The sequence below is a fragment of the Rhizobium indicum genome, assembly GCF_005862305.2.
GTDB lineage: Bacteria > Pseudomonadota > Alphaproteobacteria > Rhizobiales > Rhizobiaceae > Rhizobium > Rhizobium indicum.
The window spans coordinates 2,401,927-2,415,360 of the sequence record NZ_CP054021.1 but is presented as its reverse complement, the minus strand read 5'-3'; the positions used below and the strand labels follow the sequence as shown (position 1 = coordinate 2,415,360).

Here is a 13,434-nt window from a genome sequence, read left to right as displayed (position 1 = left end):
GCTAGTTTTTGAAGCTGGCGCGAGGCTCACATGATGATGTGCCGGGCGACATCGTGCTGGTGGAACACGAGATTGGGCAGGTTCAGCGAGTTTCTGAGATAGGCTTCGCGGTTATAGGTCGGGATGCAGATGCTGAGTTTGATGCCGCTCAAAGGCTTGTCTCCTGGCTGTAGCTCTCAAGCGCCGCGTCGCGCTCGCTGATGATGCTCGGCATGAACGGCCAGGCGATGGAAAAGGCAGGATCGTCCCAGCGGACCCCGCGGGCAAGCTTTGGCACGTAGGTTTCCGACATCTGGTAGAAGAGTTCGCAATCATCCTCGAGCGTCAGGAAGCCGTGCGCGCATCCAGCAGGTATGTAGAAGGCGTTGTGACTGATGGCATCGAGCTCGACGGAGGCCCATTTGAGATAGCTTGGCGAATCCGGCCTTAGATCGAGGGCCACGTCAAAGACCCTGCCGCGCGTGGCGCGCACCAGCTTGATCTCCGGCCGCGGTTGGGCTTGGTAATGCATGCCGCGCAGCGTCCCGCGTTTGTGGTTCTGCGAGACATTGCACTGCGGATAGACGGGCACGAGACCCTGCGCCGCAAAGGTCTGCGCGTCGAAGGTTCGTGCGAACATTCCCCGGTCGTCGGAGCGTACGTCGACTTCCACGACAAAAGCACCCGAAACCGCGGTCGGAAGGAATTTCATCCGAGCACCGTCAGTTTCGGCACGGCGACCGCGAAGCGTCCCCCCCAGGCGCCGATCCTGCTGTTGGCCGCAACGACCTCGTTCTTGATGTTCCAGGGCAGGATGAGGACGTAATCCGGCTGCGTCTCGTCCATCTTCTCCGGTGCGTAGATCGGCAGCTTGCTGCCCGGCAGGAAATGCCCCTGCTTGTGCGGATTGCGGTCGACGACATATTCGATGAGGTCGGTGCCGACGCCGCAGAAATTCAGCAGCGTGTTGCCCTTGGCGGCAGCGCCATAGGCGGCGACCTTCTTGCCGCTGCGTTTGGCTTGTTCGAGGAAGGCGAGCAGGCCATCCTTGATCGGCGCCACGCGGCTCTGAAAGGCCTCGTAGGTCTCGACCTTGTCGAAACCGGCGGCTGCCTCGTCGGAGCGCACCTTGGCAAGGCCGCGGCCGGTTGCGTGAGCCGTGGATGTTGCACGGCAGGCAAGCACGCGGAGACTGCCGCCATGGGTCGGCAGTTCTTCCACGTCGAAGATCTTGAGGCCGTGCGCCGCGAACACCTTTTCGACGGCCAGCAACGACAGATAATAGAAATGCTCGTGGTAGACAGTGTCGAACTGGATATTTTCCATCAGCCGTAGCAAATGCGGGAATTCGACGCTGACGACGCCGTCCGGCTTCAGCACGGCCGAAAGCCCGCCGACGAAATCGTTGATGTCAGGCACATGCGCCAGCACGTTGTTGCCGATGACAATGTCGGCGGCAAGGCCGCGGGAGACGAGATCGGCAGCGGTTTCCTTGCCGAAGAAGCGCGCTTCCGTGGGAACGCCGATCTGCCGCGCCACTTCCGCAACGTTCTCGGCCGGCTCGATGCCGAGCACCGGCACGCCGGCTTCGACGAAATGCTTGAGGAGGTAGCCGTCATTGCTCGCGACCTCGATCACCTGTGATGCCTCACCGAGGCCGAACCGCTCACGCGCCATGATCGTAAACTGGCGGGCATGCTCCACCCAGCCGTCGCTGTAGGAGGAGAAATAGGCATAGTGGCTGAAGATATCCTCCGGCGGAACGAAGGCATCGGCCTGCACCAGCCAGCATTCAGAGCAGACGAAGGCGCGCAACGGATAGGAGGGCTCCGGCTTATTGAGCTGCTCTTCGGTCAAATAGGCATTGGCGAGCGGCGTCGAGCCCAGATCGACGAAACGATGCTTCAGCGGAGTGTTGCAGAACCGGCAATTATGCGCTGTCATGATGCTGTTTCCTCATAGGCCGCGATCTGGCCGAGCGAGAAGGCGCGCATGTCGGCTCCCTCGCGGTTGGCTTTGTACCAGGCGGCTGTCCAGTCGATGGTCTGTTGCAGGCTGAGCCGCGGGCGCCAGCCGATGGTGTCGAGCGCCAGAGCGGAACTCAGCGTCAGCGCCGGCGCTTCGGGCAGATGCTCGCCCGGCGCAAGCCGCCACACGTCTTCGACGCGATGAGCACGTCCGAGCGCTTCCGCCAGTTCGGAGACCGTCGCGAAGCTCTGCGGATCGGGACCGAAATTGAGCGCTTCGGGCAGTTCCTTTTCGCCGGCAAGCGCCAGGGCCTCGGCGAAGGCGAGATAACCGCCGAGCGGCTCCAGCACATGCTGCCAGGGGCGGATCGCTTCGGGATAACGCAGCAGGATCGGCTGACCGCTTTCGAAGGCGCGGATGAAGTCCGGGATCAGCCGGTCCTTCGACCAGTCGCCGCCGCCGATGACATTGCCGGCGCGCACCGTCGCAACGCTGATGTCGCGCCCCTTGAAGAAGCTGTCGCGGTAGCTCTGGACGACGAGTTCGGTGCAGGCCTTGGAGTTGGAATAGGGGTCTTTGCCGCCGAGTGCATCCGTCTCGATGAAGGGAACACCGCTGCCGTTGTTGGCATAGACCTTGTCGGAAGTGACGACGAGAACCGTCTTGACCGAGGGCGTTTCCCGCACCGCGTCCAGCACGTTCGCCGTTCCCATCACATTGGTCTCGAAGGTTTCGGCCGGGTTTTCATAGGAGCGCCGCACCAGCGCCTGCGCTGCCATGTGGATGACGATTTCAGGCTCGAAATCGATGAAATGCTGCTTGAACGTCGCCGCTTCGCGGATGTCGGCGATGTGGTGGCCCTGTCCGTTCCAGGGCGCAAGTCGCCCATAGAGCGAGGGATTGGTCTCGGGTTCGAGCGAGACCGCCGCCACTTCCGCACAGAGCTTTTCCAGCCACAACGACAGCCAGGATCCCTTGAACCCAGTGTGTCCCGTCAGGAACACGCGCCTGCCATTCCAGAAGTCCGTCAGGCCCATAGCTTCCACGGCGCCTTTCCGGAATTCCAGAGTTCTTCCAGATGGGTGCGCTCGCGCAACGTATCCATGGGTTGCCAGAAGCCGTCATGCTTGAAGGCGGCAAGCTGGTTGTTGGCGGCAAGCCATTCCAGCGGCCCGGCTTCCCAGATCGTGTCGTCGCTTGGGACGAGATCGACCACCGAAGGGTCGAGCACGAAGAAGCCGCCATTGATACGCTGGCCGTCGCCTCTCGGTTTCTCGACGAAGGAGGTGATGAACTGGCCTTCGATGTTCGTGGCGCCGTACCGTCCGGGCGGGGTTACCGCGCACATCGTCGCCTTCAGGCCGTGATCGCGATGGAAGGCGACTTCGGCAGCAATGTCGATGTCGCCGACACCATCGCCATAGGTCATGCAGAAGGGTTCGCCTGGTGTCAGATGGTCGCGAATGCGCCCGAGGCGGCCGCCGGTCATCGAATACATGCCGGTATCGACCACGGTCACGCGCCAGTTCGGTCGTTTGCCGCCGTGATAATTGATGCTGTTGGAGGCGAGGTCGACGGTGATGTCGTTGTGGTGCAGAACAAGGTTTACGAAATATTCCTTGATCATATAACCCTTGTAGCCGGCGCAGATGATGAAATCATTGAGCCCGTGATGGGCATAGATGCTCATGATGTGCCAGAGGATCGGCATGCCGCCTATTTCGACCAGAGGCTTGGGTCGGATACTGGTCTCCTCGGCAAGACGAGAGCCAAGGCCACCGGCGAGAATTACGACTTTCATCCCAAGCGAACTCCAGAGTGTTTAGTCAGGTTTCCCGACCACCCTCAGAGCCGCCCGGCTCTTTACAGGCGGAACGGCCGAATGTTCATCCTTGCCCCGGTATCCGATTTCGTTCTTGTGCGAGGCTTGCGGGGTATCGGAACGGGCAGCCGCGCGTTTCGCAGGCCGTGCGTAGAGCAATGGAACAGGCTCGCCGTTCGGGAATCCCGTTGGCCGAAGGTACGTCCTTCCAGTTTTACGAGGAGCACCAAGCGGCCCAATTCATCCGAACAGAAAGCGGCTGATCCTGATAGGAGAGCGTCAGATACTGCCCGCCAATTGCTGCCGACAAAGGCGGGCGCCTCGGCAGAAAGAAAAAATCCCACTTCGGAATCCCGAAATCCCTCCGCTTCGGAATCCCGAAATTCGCCGCCTTTCGCGGGCGGTCGTCGTGGAGAAACATCCAATGATTTTAATCCCGCAACCAATTTCGGGATTCCGAAGTGCTATATAGATTATGGTGGGAGTCCCTCCGCGCCGCCAAACCTCGGCCGGATCGTTTGCGGTTAAGCCTCCAGACTAAGCTGGAGGGAAGTGTCGTCTGCCTCGACGACCTTGGGCTTACGCTTTGTTGCCGCACGGCGTGCTGGCTTGGTGGTTTTCGGTCGAGTGTCGGAGCCGAGCTCGTCTGCCTCGGTGCTGGGCAGCAGCAGGCCGGCCGCAGGCGCCGCAGCGGCTACCTCAATGACCGGCTTCGGGGGCGGCATTTCAATGGCCGGTTTGGCAGCTGACACCTCGCGGGCCTTTATAGGCTCGGGGTTGCTGGCTGCGGACGTGGCGTATCGGATCATCGCAAGACTCCATTTTGTTCGCTTTATGTTCGCATTTGGGGGTGAGGGAGTCAATGGAGGCCAGCAATCTCCGGCGGGGACGATCCTGGATCTACAATTCAGCTAGCGCGGCCCATTCGGACTCAAGCCCATCCTGGGGAGACAATTGTTTCGTGGGGGATCACGTTTGGAGTTGAGGGGCCGAGCACCTTGCACCGTCATTTCATCGGCACCGCTGTTGCGGCATCCAGCTCGAACCCCATCCGGTCGTAACAAACTAGTTTGCGTGAACCATCCGCTTGGTTTGCATTGAAGAACATACGGCAAAATCGGCGACCATCGAACTCGGTCACTTCGTCTTCGCTATTTGGAAGCCGAACCCTTTGCAGTTTCGATGTCGTGCCGTCCTCACATGCCATCACTTGCTGCGCGGCATCAGGCCGACACTTTGTCTCGGGTCTGTCGTGCCTACGGTAGGTGATCTGCGAGCGTTCAAAGATTATATATGAGTGATCTTCTGAGAAGACGATAGGTAGGTAACAGCCTGAAAGAAGGCTCGCGCCTAGTATGACGGCAGGAAGCGTCATGGCCGAACCCAATTGCCTTCGCATATTGCTTACTTCGTCCCAAATTAGCCATGGCACGTGAAATCGTAGCACCATAGTGTGGGCCGGTGTAGCAGTCGAGAACGGCCACCCCTTTGAAAGGGTGAATATTCAACAATTTCAAAGGGGATAAAATGGAATGGTGCCCAGAAGAGGACTCGAACCTCCACACCCTTTCGGGTACCAGCACCTGAAGCTGGCGCGTCTACCAATTCCGCCATCTGGGCGACGGAGAGCGATGTAAGGGGGTGGCCCCTGACTGTCAACTGGGTTTTTGAAGTTTTTCTGACAGTTGGCGAGAAAGCAGCCGATCACATGGGCGGGAGTGGCCCGAGGCGGGCATAGCGCTCCGGCTGGTGCGCCCTATATAAAGGAAACATCGAAAGGAATGCCTCATGCTTGCTCCCCGCACGCTTCTGCTCGCCGGTCTTCTCGCCATTCTCACGCCCGCAATCGCCGGGGCCGATTCGCTGAAGCTGGGCAAGCCGGGGATCGGGCCGCTCAATACGGGATCGACGCTCTGCGATTTTCGCGGCTGCTTCGGTTTCGGTCCGCAGCAATGGCATCGTCCCGCCTATGTCCAGCCGAATTACCGTCCGCGCGGCGCGACCGGGCCGACTTATTACCAGCCGGGGGCTGCCGGCCGGCCGCAGCTGACCTATGATCCGCCGCCGGTGCGCCGGGTGCAGCCGAAGCCGCGTGACATGAACAGCCATGCCGCCTGGTGCAGCAACGAGTACCGTTCCTACAATCCGAGGACGGATCGTTTCCTGACGTATGAGGGCATCTACAAGACCTGCCGCTCGCCCTACCGCTGATCGTCGTGATCAGCTTTCGAGCGAGGCGCGGTCGACGTGGCCGAGATCGCGGCCGGGCTCGACGATGTCGCGGACCCGCTGTTTCAGCTCCTTCGGCCCGGGAAAGCCGCCGTCGCGCTTGCGCTCCCAGATCAGATCGCCATTGACGCGGATCTCGAAATTGCCGCCGGTGGCTGGGATCAGCGCCACTTCACCGAGACTGTCGGAAAATGTGTGCAGCAGCTCCTGCGCCATCCAGCTGGCGCGCAGCAGCCAGTTGCACTGGGTGCAGTAGAGGATCGTGACGCGGGCTTTTTCGGTCATGGCAATGTCCTTTCGTTTGCTGAGATTTAAGCTCTGTGGCGCGCGCGCGCAATTGCCCTCTCACAAGCGTCTTGCGCGCCGTCCTCCAGCATGGTCTCTTCCCGTGGTCGGCCATACCAGGAAGAGCCTATGCGCGTCGCAGTCATTGAAAACATGCGGAATACCGGCCTCGGCGCGCTTGCCGCGGCCCTCGACGAGGCAGGCGCAGAGATCGAGTGGTTCCGGGTGTGGCAGGATGGCATACTGCCGCTAGACATATCCGGCCATGACGCGCTGGTCGTTCTCGGCGGTGAGCAAAGCGCGCTGGATGACGAAACCCACCCCTATCTGCCGGAGCTTGTCCGGCTCACGCGCCGCTTTGGCGATGCCGGCAAGGCGGTGCTCGGCATCTGCCTCGGCAGCCAGATCCTCGCTCGCGCTTATGGCGCCGACAATCACTTGGGAATCGCCTGCGAATTCGGCTGGCACGGGATCGGCGTCACCGCCGAGGGCCGGGCCGATCCGCTGCTGTCGGCGCTTGGCGGCGAATTCACCATCTTCGAATGGCATGCCGATACGTTTTCCCTGCCCGAGGGCGCGATCCGTATCGCCTCGAGCCCCGTCGCAGAGAACCAGGCATTCCGCATCGGCCGCGCCGTCTATGGCACCCAGTTCCATTTCGAGGCCAATTCAGCGGTCGTCGCGCAATGGAAGGCCGAATTTCCCGATACGATCGCGCGCATTGCGCCGGGCTGGCTGGAGAACCATGCCGAACTGGCGGCAAGACATGCCGGAGCCGCCGATGCTGCAGGCCTTGCCATCGCGCGTGCCTGGGTCAGCCTGATCGAGAGGCAAGAGGTCGAAATGCTGTCGCAGGCCTCGGCTTGAGGGGTGATGCGATGCCGGCGAGCGAACGCGAAAAGATGGCGGCAGGCGTATGGTATTGCTGCCTCGATGACGAGCTCGATCTCTTGCGCCGGCAGGCGCGTGCCGCGGTCCACGCGCATAACACGCTGCCGCCGGACGAGCGTGGCGCCGTCGCGCCGGCCCTGAGGGCGCTCTTTACGCAGGCTGCATCCGATATCTTCATCGAAGCGCCGTTTCACTGCTCCTACGGCATCAATATCATTCTCGGCAAACGCGTCTATTTCAATGCCGGCTGCACGATTCTTGATTCCGGCCGCGTGAGCATCGGCGACCGCAGCATGTTCGGCCCGGGCGTGCAGATCTATTGCGCCGAGCATCACAAGGATGCAGCACTTCGCAGCACAGGCATCGAGATCGCCCGGCCGGTCGTCATCGGCAGTGACGTCTGGGTCGGCGGCAGCGCCATCATCCTCGGCGGCATCACCATCGGCGACGGTGCGGTCGTCGGCGCCGGTGCGGTGGTGACCAGGGATGTGCCAGCCGGCGCAACCGTGGTCGGCAATCCAGCCCGCATCCGCTAGAGCAATTCCAGCAAAAGTGCGTAGCGGTTTTGCGTCCGGAATTGCATGAAAACAAAGAGATAGAGCATTTCCGTGATTCGGAGAAAACGGAAACGCTCTAGCGCCGGCAAGGCCGCCATTCCGCGATGACCTCGCCACCTCGACAGCAACGAAAAGCTCCACTAGATCAGAAGGCAAAACGGGAGGACATCATGAGCGAGCGAACCTTACCTATGGAAGGCGGCTGCCGTTGCGGCCGGGTGCGATTGAAGATCAGCGCCCCGCCGCTGCTCACCATGGCCTGTCATTGCACCGGGTGCCAGAAGATGACATCAAGCGCCTATTCGCTGAGTGCGGCCATCCCGAGCGAAGGCTTCGCGGTGACGCAAGGCGAGCCGGTGATCGGCGGCCTGCATGGCGTCACGAAGCATTATTTCTGCCCGCATTGCATGAGCTGGATGTTCACCCGGCCGGAAGGCATGGACTGGTTCGTCAATCTGCGCGCGACCATGCTCGACGACCCGAGCTGGTTCACCCCCTTCATCGAGACATGGACGAGCGAGAAACTGTCCTTCGCCGAGACCGGCGCGGTGTACAGCTACGCGGCCCTGCCTGAGATGGACGCGTATGAAGGTCTGGTGAAGGAATATATGGCGCGATCGTAGAAGCCAATCCGGGGATGATAAGCATGTTGAATGAACTAGCCGTCGGTCTTTCCGCCTGGATCATCATGGATGGAAACTACGGCGAATTCCAAAAGGGACAGCGGGCGGCCTTTGCCCTGGAGTTCTACAATGAAGCGGCGCTGAGGATTAGCGAGCATCGCGGCGATGTTTTCATGAGGCGTGAGAGCGGCTCGTTCTATCAGGCTCGCGGGCGTGTCACGCACATATCCGAAGATTGGTGGGCTATGGATTTCGGAATACCCGCATTTCAAAATGTGCCGCCGCCCAAGGACGTGCGCCCTGGAACATGGCTGGAAGGCCGTGTCTATATCGGGATCGACCCGTTCTTCTATTTCGAGCAGATCAGCCATTTCGACGATGCGCCAGATATGATCCATGATTGGATCATTGAAGGGATCGAGATGCAGACAGCGCCGTTTGTCGATGCAGGCGAAAACCGGATGGTTCGCGATCCTGCCCTGAGTGGATGGCGGGAAATTCCTGAGACCGATGCATGGAACGACGACGATGGCTCTGCGGAATATCTTCTGCATTGCCGGCGGATTTCCGTGACTCCGCGAAGGGCTCTGGCGACCGATAGCTAGAGCATGATGCCGAAAAGCGTGCGGCATTGATTTCAGAAGCCCTGGAAGAGAAAATCGACGGCAGCCACGATGCGGTCGCTGTCGGCGGTAAGATCCGCGATGGCGCCTCCGAGTTCCGTGGTCGGGACCGATGCCATACGCTGGGTGGCCATGACATAGGTTTCACCCTCAATGGGAAAACGTGGGTTCAGTCGCGAGATCGACCAGCTCAGTTGTTGCACCGGATACAAGGGAATCATGATTCGCGAAGGGAGATCGTCAAGCAGATTGGCTTGAAGGTCGATGGCCAGGAGATTTCCGCTCTTAAGGCGATAGACGTGAAAGCGCGCCATCAAAACTGACGGTACTTGGCGAACGGCAAACCGTGCTTTTCAACATATTCATTTTCCAGCCGGATAGCCTCAGCGTTCTCGATACGCCAAAGCCGCTCGCGCTCAGCCTTTATGGCCTGTGCGATGCCATCTTCCGCCGCCCGGGATATATTGATCTGGAGCTCGCGCGCCTGCGAGACGAGTCCTTCATCCAGAGACAGGTTCGCTGCCTTTCTTGGCCGCTGAGTCATAACGATCTCTCAATTTTATGCGCAGATCATATGCGCATAAAATACTGTTGAGAAGCGTTATTCGTCGCCCATCTTCAGCGCAGCAATGAAGGCTTCCTGCGGAATCTCCACCTTGCCGAACTGGCGCATGCGCTTCTTGCCGGCCTTCTGCTTGTCGAGCAGCTTGCGCTTGCGGGTGGCGTCGCCGCCGTAGCATTTCGCGGTCACGTCCTTGCGCAGCGCCGAGATCGTCTCGCGGGCAATGACGTTGCCACCGATCGCCGCCTGGATCGGGATCTTGAACATGTGCTTCGGGATCAGCTCCTTGAGCTTCTCGCACATGTCGCGGCCGCGCTTTTCAGCAGCCGTCCGGTGCACCATCATCGACAGCGCGTCGACCGGTTCGCCGTTGACGAGGATCGACATCTTCACGAGGTTGCCCTCGCGGTGGTCAGTCAGCGTATAGTCGAAGGAGGCATAACCCTTCGAGATCGACTTCAGCCGGTCGTAGAAATCGAACACGACTTCGTTGAGCGGCAGGTCGTAGGTCAGCATTGCGCGCGTGCCGACATAGGTGAGCTCGATCTGGATGCCGCGCCGATCCTGGCAGAGCTTCAGGATGCTGCCGAGATAATCGTCGGGCGTCAGGATCGTCGCGCGGATCCACGGCTCGTGGATTTCCGAGATCTTGACGACATCGGGCATGTCGGCCGGATTGTGCAGCTCGCGCTCGGAGCCGTCGGTCATGTACATCTTGTAGACGACCGAGGGTGCGGTGGCGATGAGGTCGAGGTCGAACTCGCGCTCGAGCCGTTCCTGGATGATTTCGAGATGCAGCAGGCCGAGGAAGCCGCAGCGGAAACCGAAGCCGAGGGCCGCCGATGACTCCATTTCGAAGGAGAAGGAGGCGTCGTTGAGGCGAAGCTTGCCCATGGCGGCGCGCAGATCCTCGAAATCGGCGGCATCGACCGGGAAGAGGCCGCAAAACACCACCGGCTGCGCCGGCTTGAAGCCCGGCAGCGCCTGGGCCGTCGGCCGCTTGTCCTCGGTGATCGTATCGCCGACGCGGGTATCGGCCACTTCCTTGATCGAAGCGGTGATGAAGCCGATCTCGCCGGGGCCGAGGCGGTCGATATTGACCATCTTCGGCGTCAGCACGCCGACGCGCTCCACCTGGTATTTCGCATCGGTGCCCATCATCCGCACCGTCTGGCCCTTGGTCAGCACTCCGTCGATGACGCGGACCAGAACCATGACGCCGAGATAGGCGTCGTACCAGCTGTCGACGAGCAGTGCCTTCAGTGGCGCCTTCTCGCCGCCGGGGCTCTTCGGCGCCGGCAGCTTGTGGACGATCGCTTCCAGCACGTCGGGAATGCCGAGGCCGGTCTTTGCCGAAATCAGCACCGCCTCCGAAGCGTCGATGCCGATCACTTCCTCGATCTGCTCCTTGATGCGGTCGGGTTCGGCCGCCGGCAGGTCGATCTTGTTGAGGACGGTGACGATCTCGTGATTGTTGTCGATCGCCTGGTAAACGTTGGCGAGCGTCTGCGCTTCGACGCCCTGGCTGGCATCGACGACGAGCAGCGAGCCCTCGCAGGCCGACAGCGACCGCGAGACTTCATAGGCGAAGTCGACGTGGCCGGGCGTGTCGATCAGGTTGAGAATGTATTTCTCGCCGTTGTTCGCCTGGTAGTGCAGGCGCACGGTCTGCGCCTTGATGGTGATGCCGCGCTCGCGCTCGATATCCATATTGTCGAGCACCTGCTCGGACATTTCGCGCTCGGCAAGACCGCCCGTCGTCTGGATCAGGCGGTCGGCCAGCGTCGATTTGCCGTGGTCGATATGGGCCACGATCGAAAAGTTGCGGATATGGGACAGCGGAGTGGTGGAATTGGTGCTCATGCGCGCCATATAGCAGCGCCGCCCCCTGCCGCAAAGCGGTAATTATCCCGCTGTTTACGCTATTTCGTCCTGTGTCGGGCGCGTATCAGACCGGCCACGTCTCCAGCCGCCAGGCCGAATCCCAGAACATCCATTCATATTGCGAGGCGCGCACGAAGACATCGGTCATTTGCGCCCGCTCCACCGGCGATGCGGCGCGGGCGGCGATGTCGGTCAGCGCGATCACCTCGCGGGCACCGGCGGCAAATTGCGGATCGCCATAGGTGTTGATCCAGGCCTGGAAAGCATTGCCCTCGATAACAGGCCGGTTCTTGATCGCTTCGCCGACATGCCAGTAGATCCAGAAGCAGGGAAGGATGGAGGACAGCGCCACCGCGTAGGAGCTGTGATAGGCGGTGGCAAGCAGGAAGTTCGTATAGGCAAAGCCGGCAGGCGAGGGCTCAGCTGACGTGACGTCGGCGGAACTGATGCCGAATTGGGTGAGGAAGCCTGCATGCAGGCCCTGCTCGACGGTGATCGCCTTCTGCGCCGAACCGAGGAAGCGCAGGACCTGCGCATTGTCGGGTGCCTTGGCCGCGACGATCGCAAGGCATCGCGCATAATGCTTCAGATAAAGCGCATCCTGCAGGATGTAATGGCGGAAAACCTCGGGCGGCAAGGTGCCGTCCGAAAGCCGTTGCAGCAGCGGCAAGGCCTCGATTTCAGCCATGATCGGCGCGATCCTGTCCCAGGCGGCAGCCGTGAAGCTTCCCGTCGGTTCCGTGCTCTGCGTGCTGGCGTCCATCACTCTCTCCTCGGATTACGCCGCCATATATGGACGGAGCGGCGGCGAAAGCAAGGCGCGTTTGGCCGCTTTTCGTAGCCACTTGATTCCATCATCGGATAATGTATTTCTCTTATAGTAGAATAATGGAGCTGGAAAATGGAACCGGAACTCGAACAGGCGATCGGCATCCGCATCCGCACGCTGCGGCAGGAAAAGGCTCTGACGCTCGATGATCTTGCTGCGGCCTCCGGCGTCAGCCGGGCGATGATCTCGCGCATCGAGCGGGCGGAGGCGAGCCCGACCGCTTCGCTGCTGGCAAGGATCTGTGCAGCACTCGGCCTGTCGCTGTCGGCCTTCTTTGCGGAAGAGGGGCAGGCCTCGCCGCTCGCTCGGAGGCAGGAACAGCAGGTCTGGCGCGATCCGGAAACCGGTTATCTCAGACGCTCTGTTTCACCGCCGGGCACGGCTTCCGATGTCGATATCGTCGAGGTCGAATTCCCGGCAGGCGCCCGCGTCAGCTTCCCCCCGCATGCGAGCGCCCATGGCATGACGCAGCATATCTGGCTGTTCGACGGTGAGCTGGAGATGACGGCGGGCGAGACCGTCTACCGGCTGCGCCCGGGCGATTGCCTCTTCATGCCGGTCGGCGAAGGCCACGTCTTCCACAATCCCGGCAACGCGCCGGCGCGTTATTGCGTCGTGCTCGATCGCGGCGGCCGATAACAGCATTCATTTCAGGAGAACAGCATGCCCGCTATTCGTACCCTTTCCGCCGAGGAGGCCCGCGTCGCCATTCCGGCTCTATCGCAAGTGCTTGTCGATTGCGTCGCTGGCGGCGCCTCCGTCGGCTTCATGCAGCCCTGTGGGCCTGAGGATGCCGAGCCCTATTGGCGCGATGTCGCCGATGCCGTCGCCGCGGGCGGCAATCTGCTGCTGGTCGCCGAACTCGACGGCAGGATCGTCGGCACGGTGCAGGTGGGTGCGGCGCAGATGCCGAACCAGCCGCATCGCGGCGACTTGAAGAAGCTGCTGGTACACCGCTCCGCCCGCGGCAAGGGGCTCGCCCGGCTGCTGATGGATGCTGCTGAGCGTGAGGCGGCAAGCCGTGGCAAGACCCTGCTCGTGCTCGACACCGCAACCGGCAGCGATGCCGAGGCGATCTATCCGCGCTTGGGCTGGCAGCGCGTCGGCGTTATCCCCGATTATGCGCTGTGGCCGGAAGGCGGCTTCTGCGCCACCACCCTGTTCTACAAGCGGCTCGCCTGA

18 protein-coding genes and 1 tRNA gene are annotated in these 13,434 nt (G+C 61.2%); 7 read left to right on the top strand and 12 right to left on the bottom strand.

All coding sequences use genetic code 11. From position 1 onward, the window contains the following. Positions 1-26 precede the first annotated feature (26 nt). The 7 genes from FFM53_RS36835 to FFM53_RS12040 all read right to left on the bottom strand — a co-directional run bounded on the left by FFM53_RS36835 (position 27) and on the right by FFM53_RS12040 (position 5,389). Entirely contained in the window at positions 27-152 is a 126-nt protein-coding gene (locus FFM53_RS36835) for a hypothetical protein (protein WP_281385730.1), read from the bottom strand. Next, a complete protein-coding gene (gene rfbC / locus FFM53_RS12065; RefSeq protein WP_138388443.1) occupies positions 149-691 on the bottom strand; it encodes a dTDP-4-dehydrorhamnose 3,5-epimerase in 543 nt (180 codons plus the stop codon). Before rfbC ends, FFM53_RS36835 begins: the two co-directional genes overlap by 4 nt. Continuing rightward, positions 688-1,923: a class I SAM-dependent methyltransferase gene (locus FFM53_RS12060; protein ID WP_138388442.1), complete on the bottom strand. Its 1,236-nt coding sequence runs from the start codon at positions 1,921-1,923 to the stop codon at positions 688-690. Before FFM53_RS12060 ends, rfbC begins: the two co-directional genes overlap by 4 nt. After that, positions 1,920-2,984: a CDP-glucose 4,6-dehydratase gene (gene rfbG / locus FFM53_RS12055; protein ID WP_138388569.1), complete on the bottom strand. Its 1,065-nt coding sequence runs from the start codon at positions 2,982-2,984 to the stop codon at positions 1,920-1,922. Before rfbG ends, FFM53_RS12060 begins: the two co-directional genes overlap by 4 nt. Beyond that, on the bottom strand, positions 2,975-3,748 hold the full coding sequence (gene rfbF / locus FFM53_RS12050) for a glucose-1-phosphate cytidylyltransferase (RefSeq protein ID WP_138388441.1): 774 nt from the start codon (positions 3,746-3,748) through the stop codon (positions 2,975-2,977). Before rfbF ends, rfbG begins: the two co-directional genes overlap by 10 nt. Positions 3,749-4,293: 545 nt before the next feature. Next, entirely contained in the window at positions 4,294-4,578 is a 285-nt protein-coding gene (locus tag FFM53_RS12045; RefSeq protein WP_138388439.1) for a poly(hydroxyalkanoate) granule-associated protein, read from the bottom strand. A gap of 724 nt (positions 4,579-5,302) precedes the next feature. Further along, positions 5,303-5,389 (bottom strand) — tRNA-Leu (locus FFM53_RS12040). Between the two features lie 168 nt (positions 5,390-5,557). Here FFM53_RS12040 and FFM53_RS12035 point away from each other — a divergent pair. Then, positions 5,558-5,980, top strand: a complete 423-nt coding sequence (locus tag FFM53_RS12035) for a BA14K family protein (protein ID WP_138388438.1) — start codon at positions 5,558-5,560, stop codon at positions 5,978-5,980. Positions 5,981-5,989: 9 nt separating this feature from the next. Here FFM53_RS12035 and FFM53_RS12030 read toward each other — a convergent pair whose 3' ends face one another. Continuing rightward, positions 5,990-6,283 carry an Rdx family protein gene (locus FFM53_RS12030; protein ID WP_003544579.1) on the bottom strand — a complete coding sequence of 98 codons (294 nt, stop codon included), beginning with the start codon at positions 6,281-6,283 and terminating at the stop codon, positions 5,990-5,992. 90 nt (positions 6,284-6,373) lie between these two features. On the opposite strand from FFM53_RS12030, the gene FFM53_RS12025 reads away from it, so the two are divergent. From FFM53_RS12025 to FFM53_RS12010, 4 genes are all read left to right on the top strand, one after another. After that, on the top strand, positions 6,374-7,150 hold the full coding sequence (locus tag FFM53_RS12025) for a type 1 glutamine amidotransferase (protein ID WP_173883576.1): 777 nt from the start codon (positions 6,374-6,376) through the stop codon (positions 7,148-7,150). Positions 7,151-7,161: 11 nt separating this feature from the next. Beyond that, positions 7,162-7,710 (top strand): sugar O-acetyltransferase, encoded by a 549-nt coding sequence (locus tag FFM53_RS12020; RefSeq protein ID WP_138388436.1) that lies wholly within the window; start codon positions 7,162-7,164, stop codon positions 7,708-7,710. 191 nt (positions 7,711-7,901) lie between these two features. After that, the gene (locus FFM53_RS12015) at positions 7,902-8,354 is read left to right on the top strand and encodes a GFA family protein (RefSeq protein ID WP_138388435.1); all 453 of its coding nucleotides are present in this window, start codon (positions 7,902-7,904) and stop codon (positions 8,352-8,354) included. 14 nt (positions 8,355-8,368) lie between these two features. After that, positions 8,369-8,959: a hypothetical protein gene (locus FFM53_RS12010; RefSeq protein WP_138388434.1), complete on the top strand. Its 591-nt coding sequence runs from the start codon at positions 8,369-8,371 to the stop codon at positions 8,957-8,959. 32 nt (positions 8,960-8,991) lie between these two features. On the opposite strand, the gene FFM53_RS12005 is transcribed toward FFM53_RS12010, so the two are convergent. From FFM53_RS12005 to tenA, 4 genes are all read right to left on the bottom strand, one after another. Next, positions 8,992-9,291 carry a CcdB family protein gene (locus FFM53_RS12005; protein WP_138388433.1) on the bottom strand — a complete coding sequence of 100 codons (300 nt, stop codon included), beginning with the start codon at positions 9,289-9,291 and terminating at the stop codon, positions 8,992-8,994. Next, a complete protein-coding gene (locus FFM53_RS12000) occupies positions 9,291-9,521 on the bottom strand; it encodes a type II toxin-antitoxin system CcdA family antitoxin (protein ID WP_138388432.1) in 231 nt (76 codons plus the stop codon). The genes FFM53_RS12005 and FFM53_RS12000 overlap by 1 nt, the downstream gene beginning before the upstream one ends. A 57-nt stretch (positions 9,522-9,578) precedes the next feature. After that, entirely contained in the window at positions 9,579-11,411 is a 1,833-nt protein-coding gene (gene lepA / locus FFM53_RS11995) for a translation elongation factor 4 (RefSeq protein ID WP_138388431.1), read from the bottom strand. A 76-nt stretch (positions 11,412-11,487) separates the two neighbouring features. Beyond that, positions 11,488-12,186, bottom strand: a complete 699-nt coding sequence (tenA, locus tag FFM53_RS11990) for a thiaminase II (protein WP_138388430.1) — start codon at positions 12,184-12,186, stop codon at positions 11,488-11,490. A gap of 138 nt (positions 12,187-12,324) precedes the next feature. On the opposite strand from tenA, the gene FFM53_RS11985 reads away from it, so the two are divergent. Together FFM53_RS11985 and FFM53_RS11980 are read left to right on the top strand one after the other, a co-directional pair. Next, positions 12,325-12,891 (top strand): helix-turn-helix domain-containing protein, encoded by a 567-nt coding sequence (locus FFM53_RS11985; RefSeq protein ID WP_017989989.1) that lies wholly within the window; start codon positions 12,325-12,327, stop codon positions 12,889-12,891. 24 nt (positions 12,892-12,915) lie between these two features. Next, complete coding sequence (locus FFM53_RS11980) at positions 12,916-13,434, top strand: GNAT family N-acetyltransferase (protein ID WP_138388429.1); 519 nt, start codon at positions 12,916-12,918, stop codon at positions 13,432-13,434.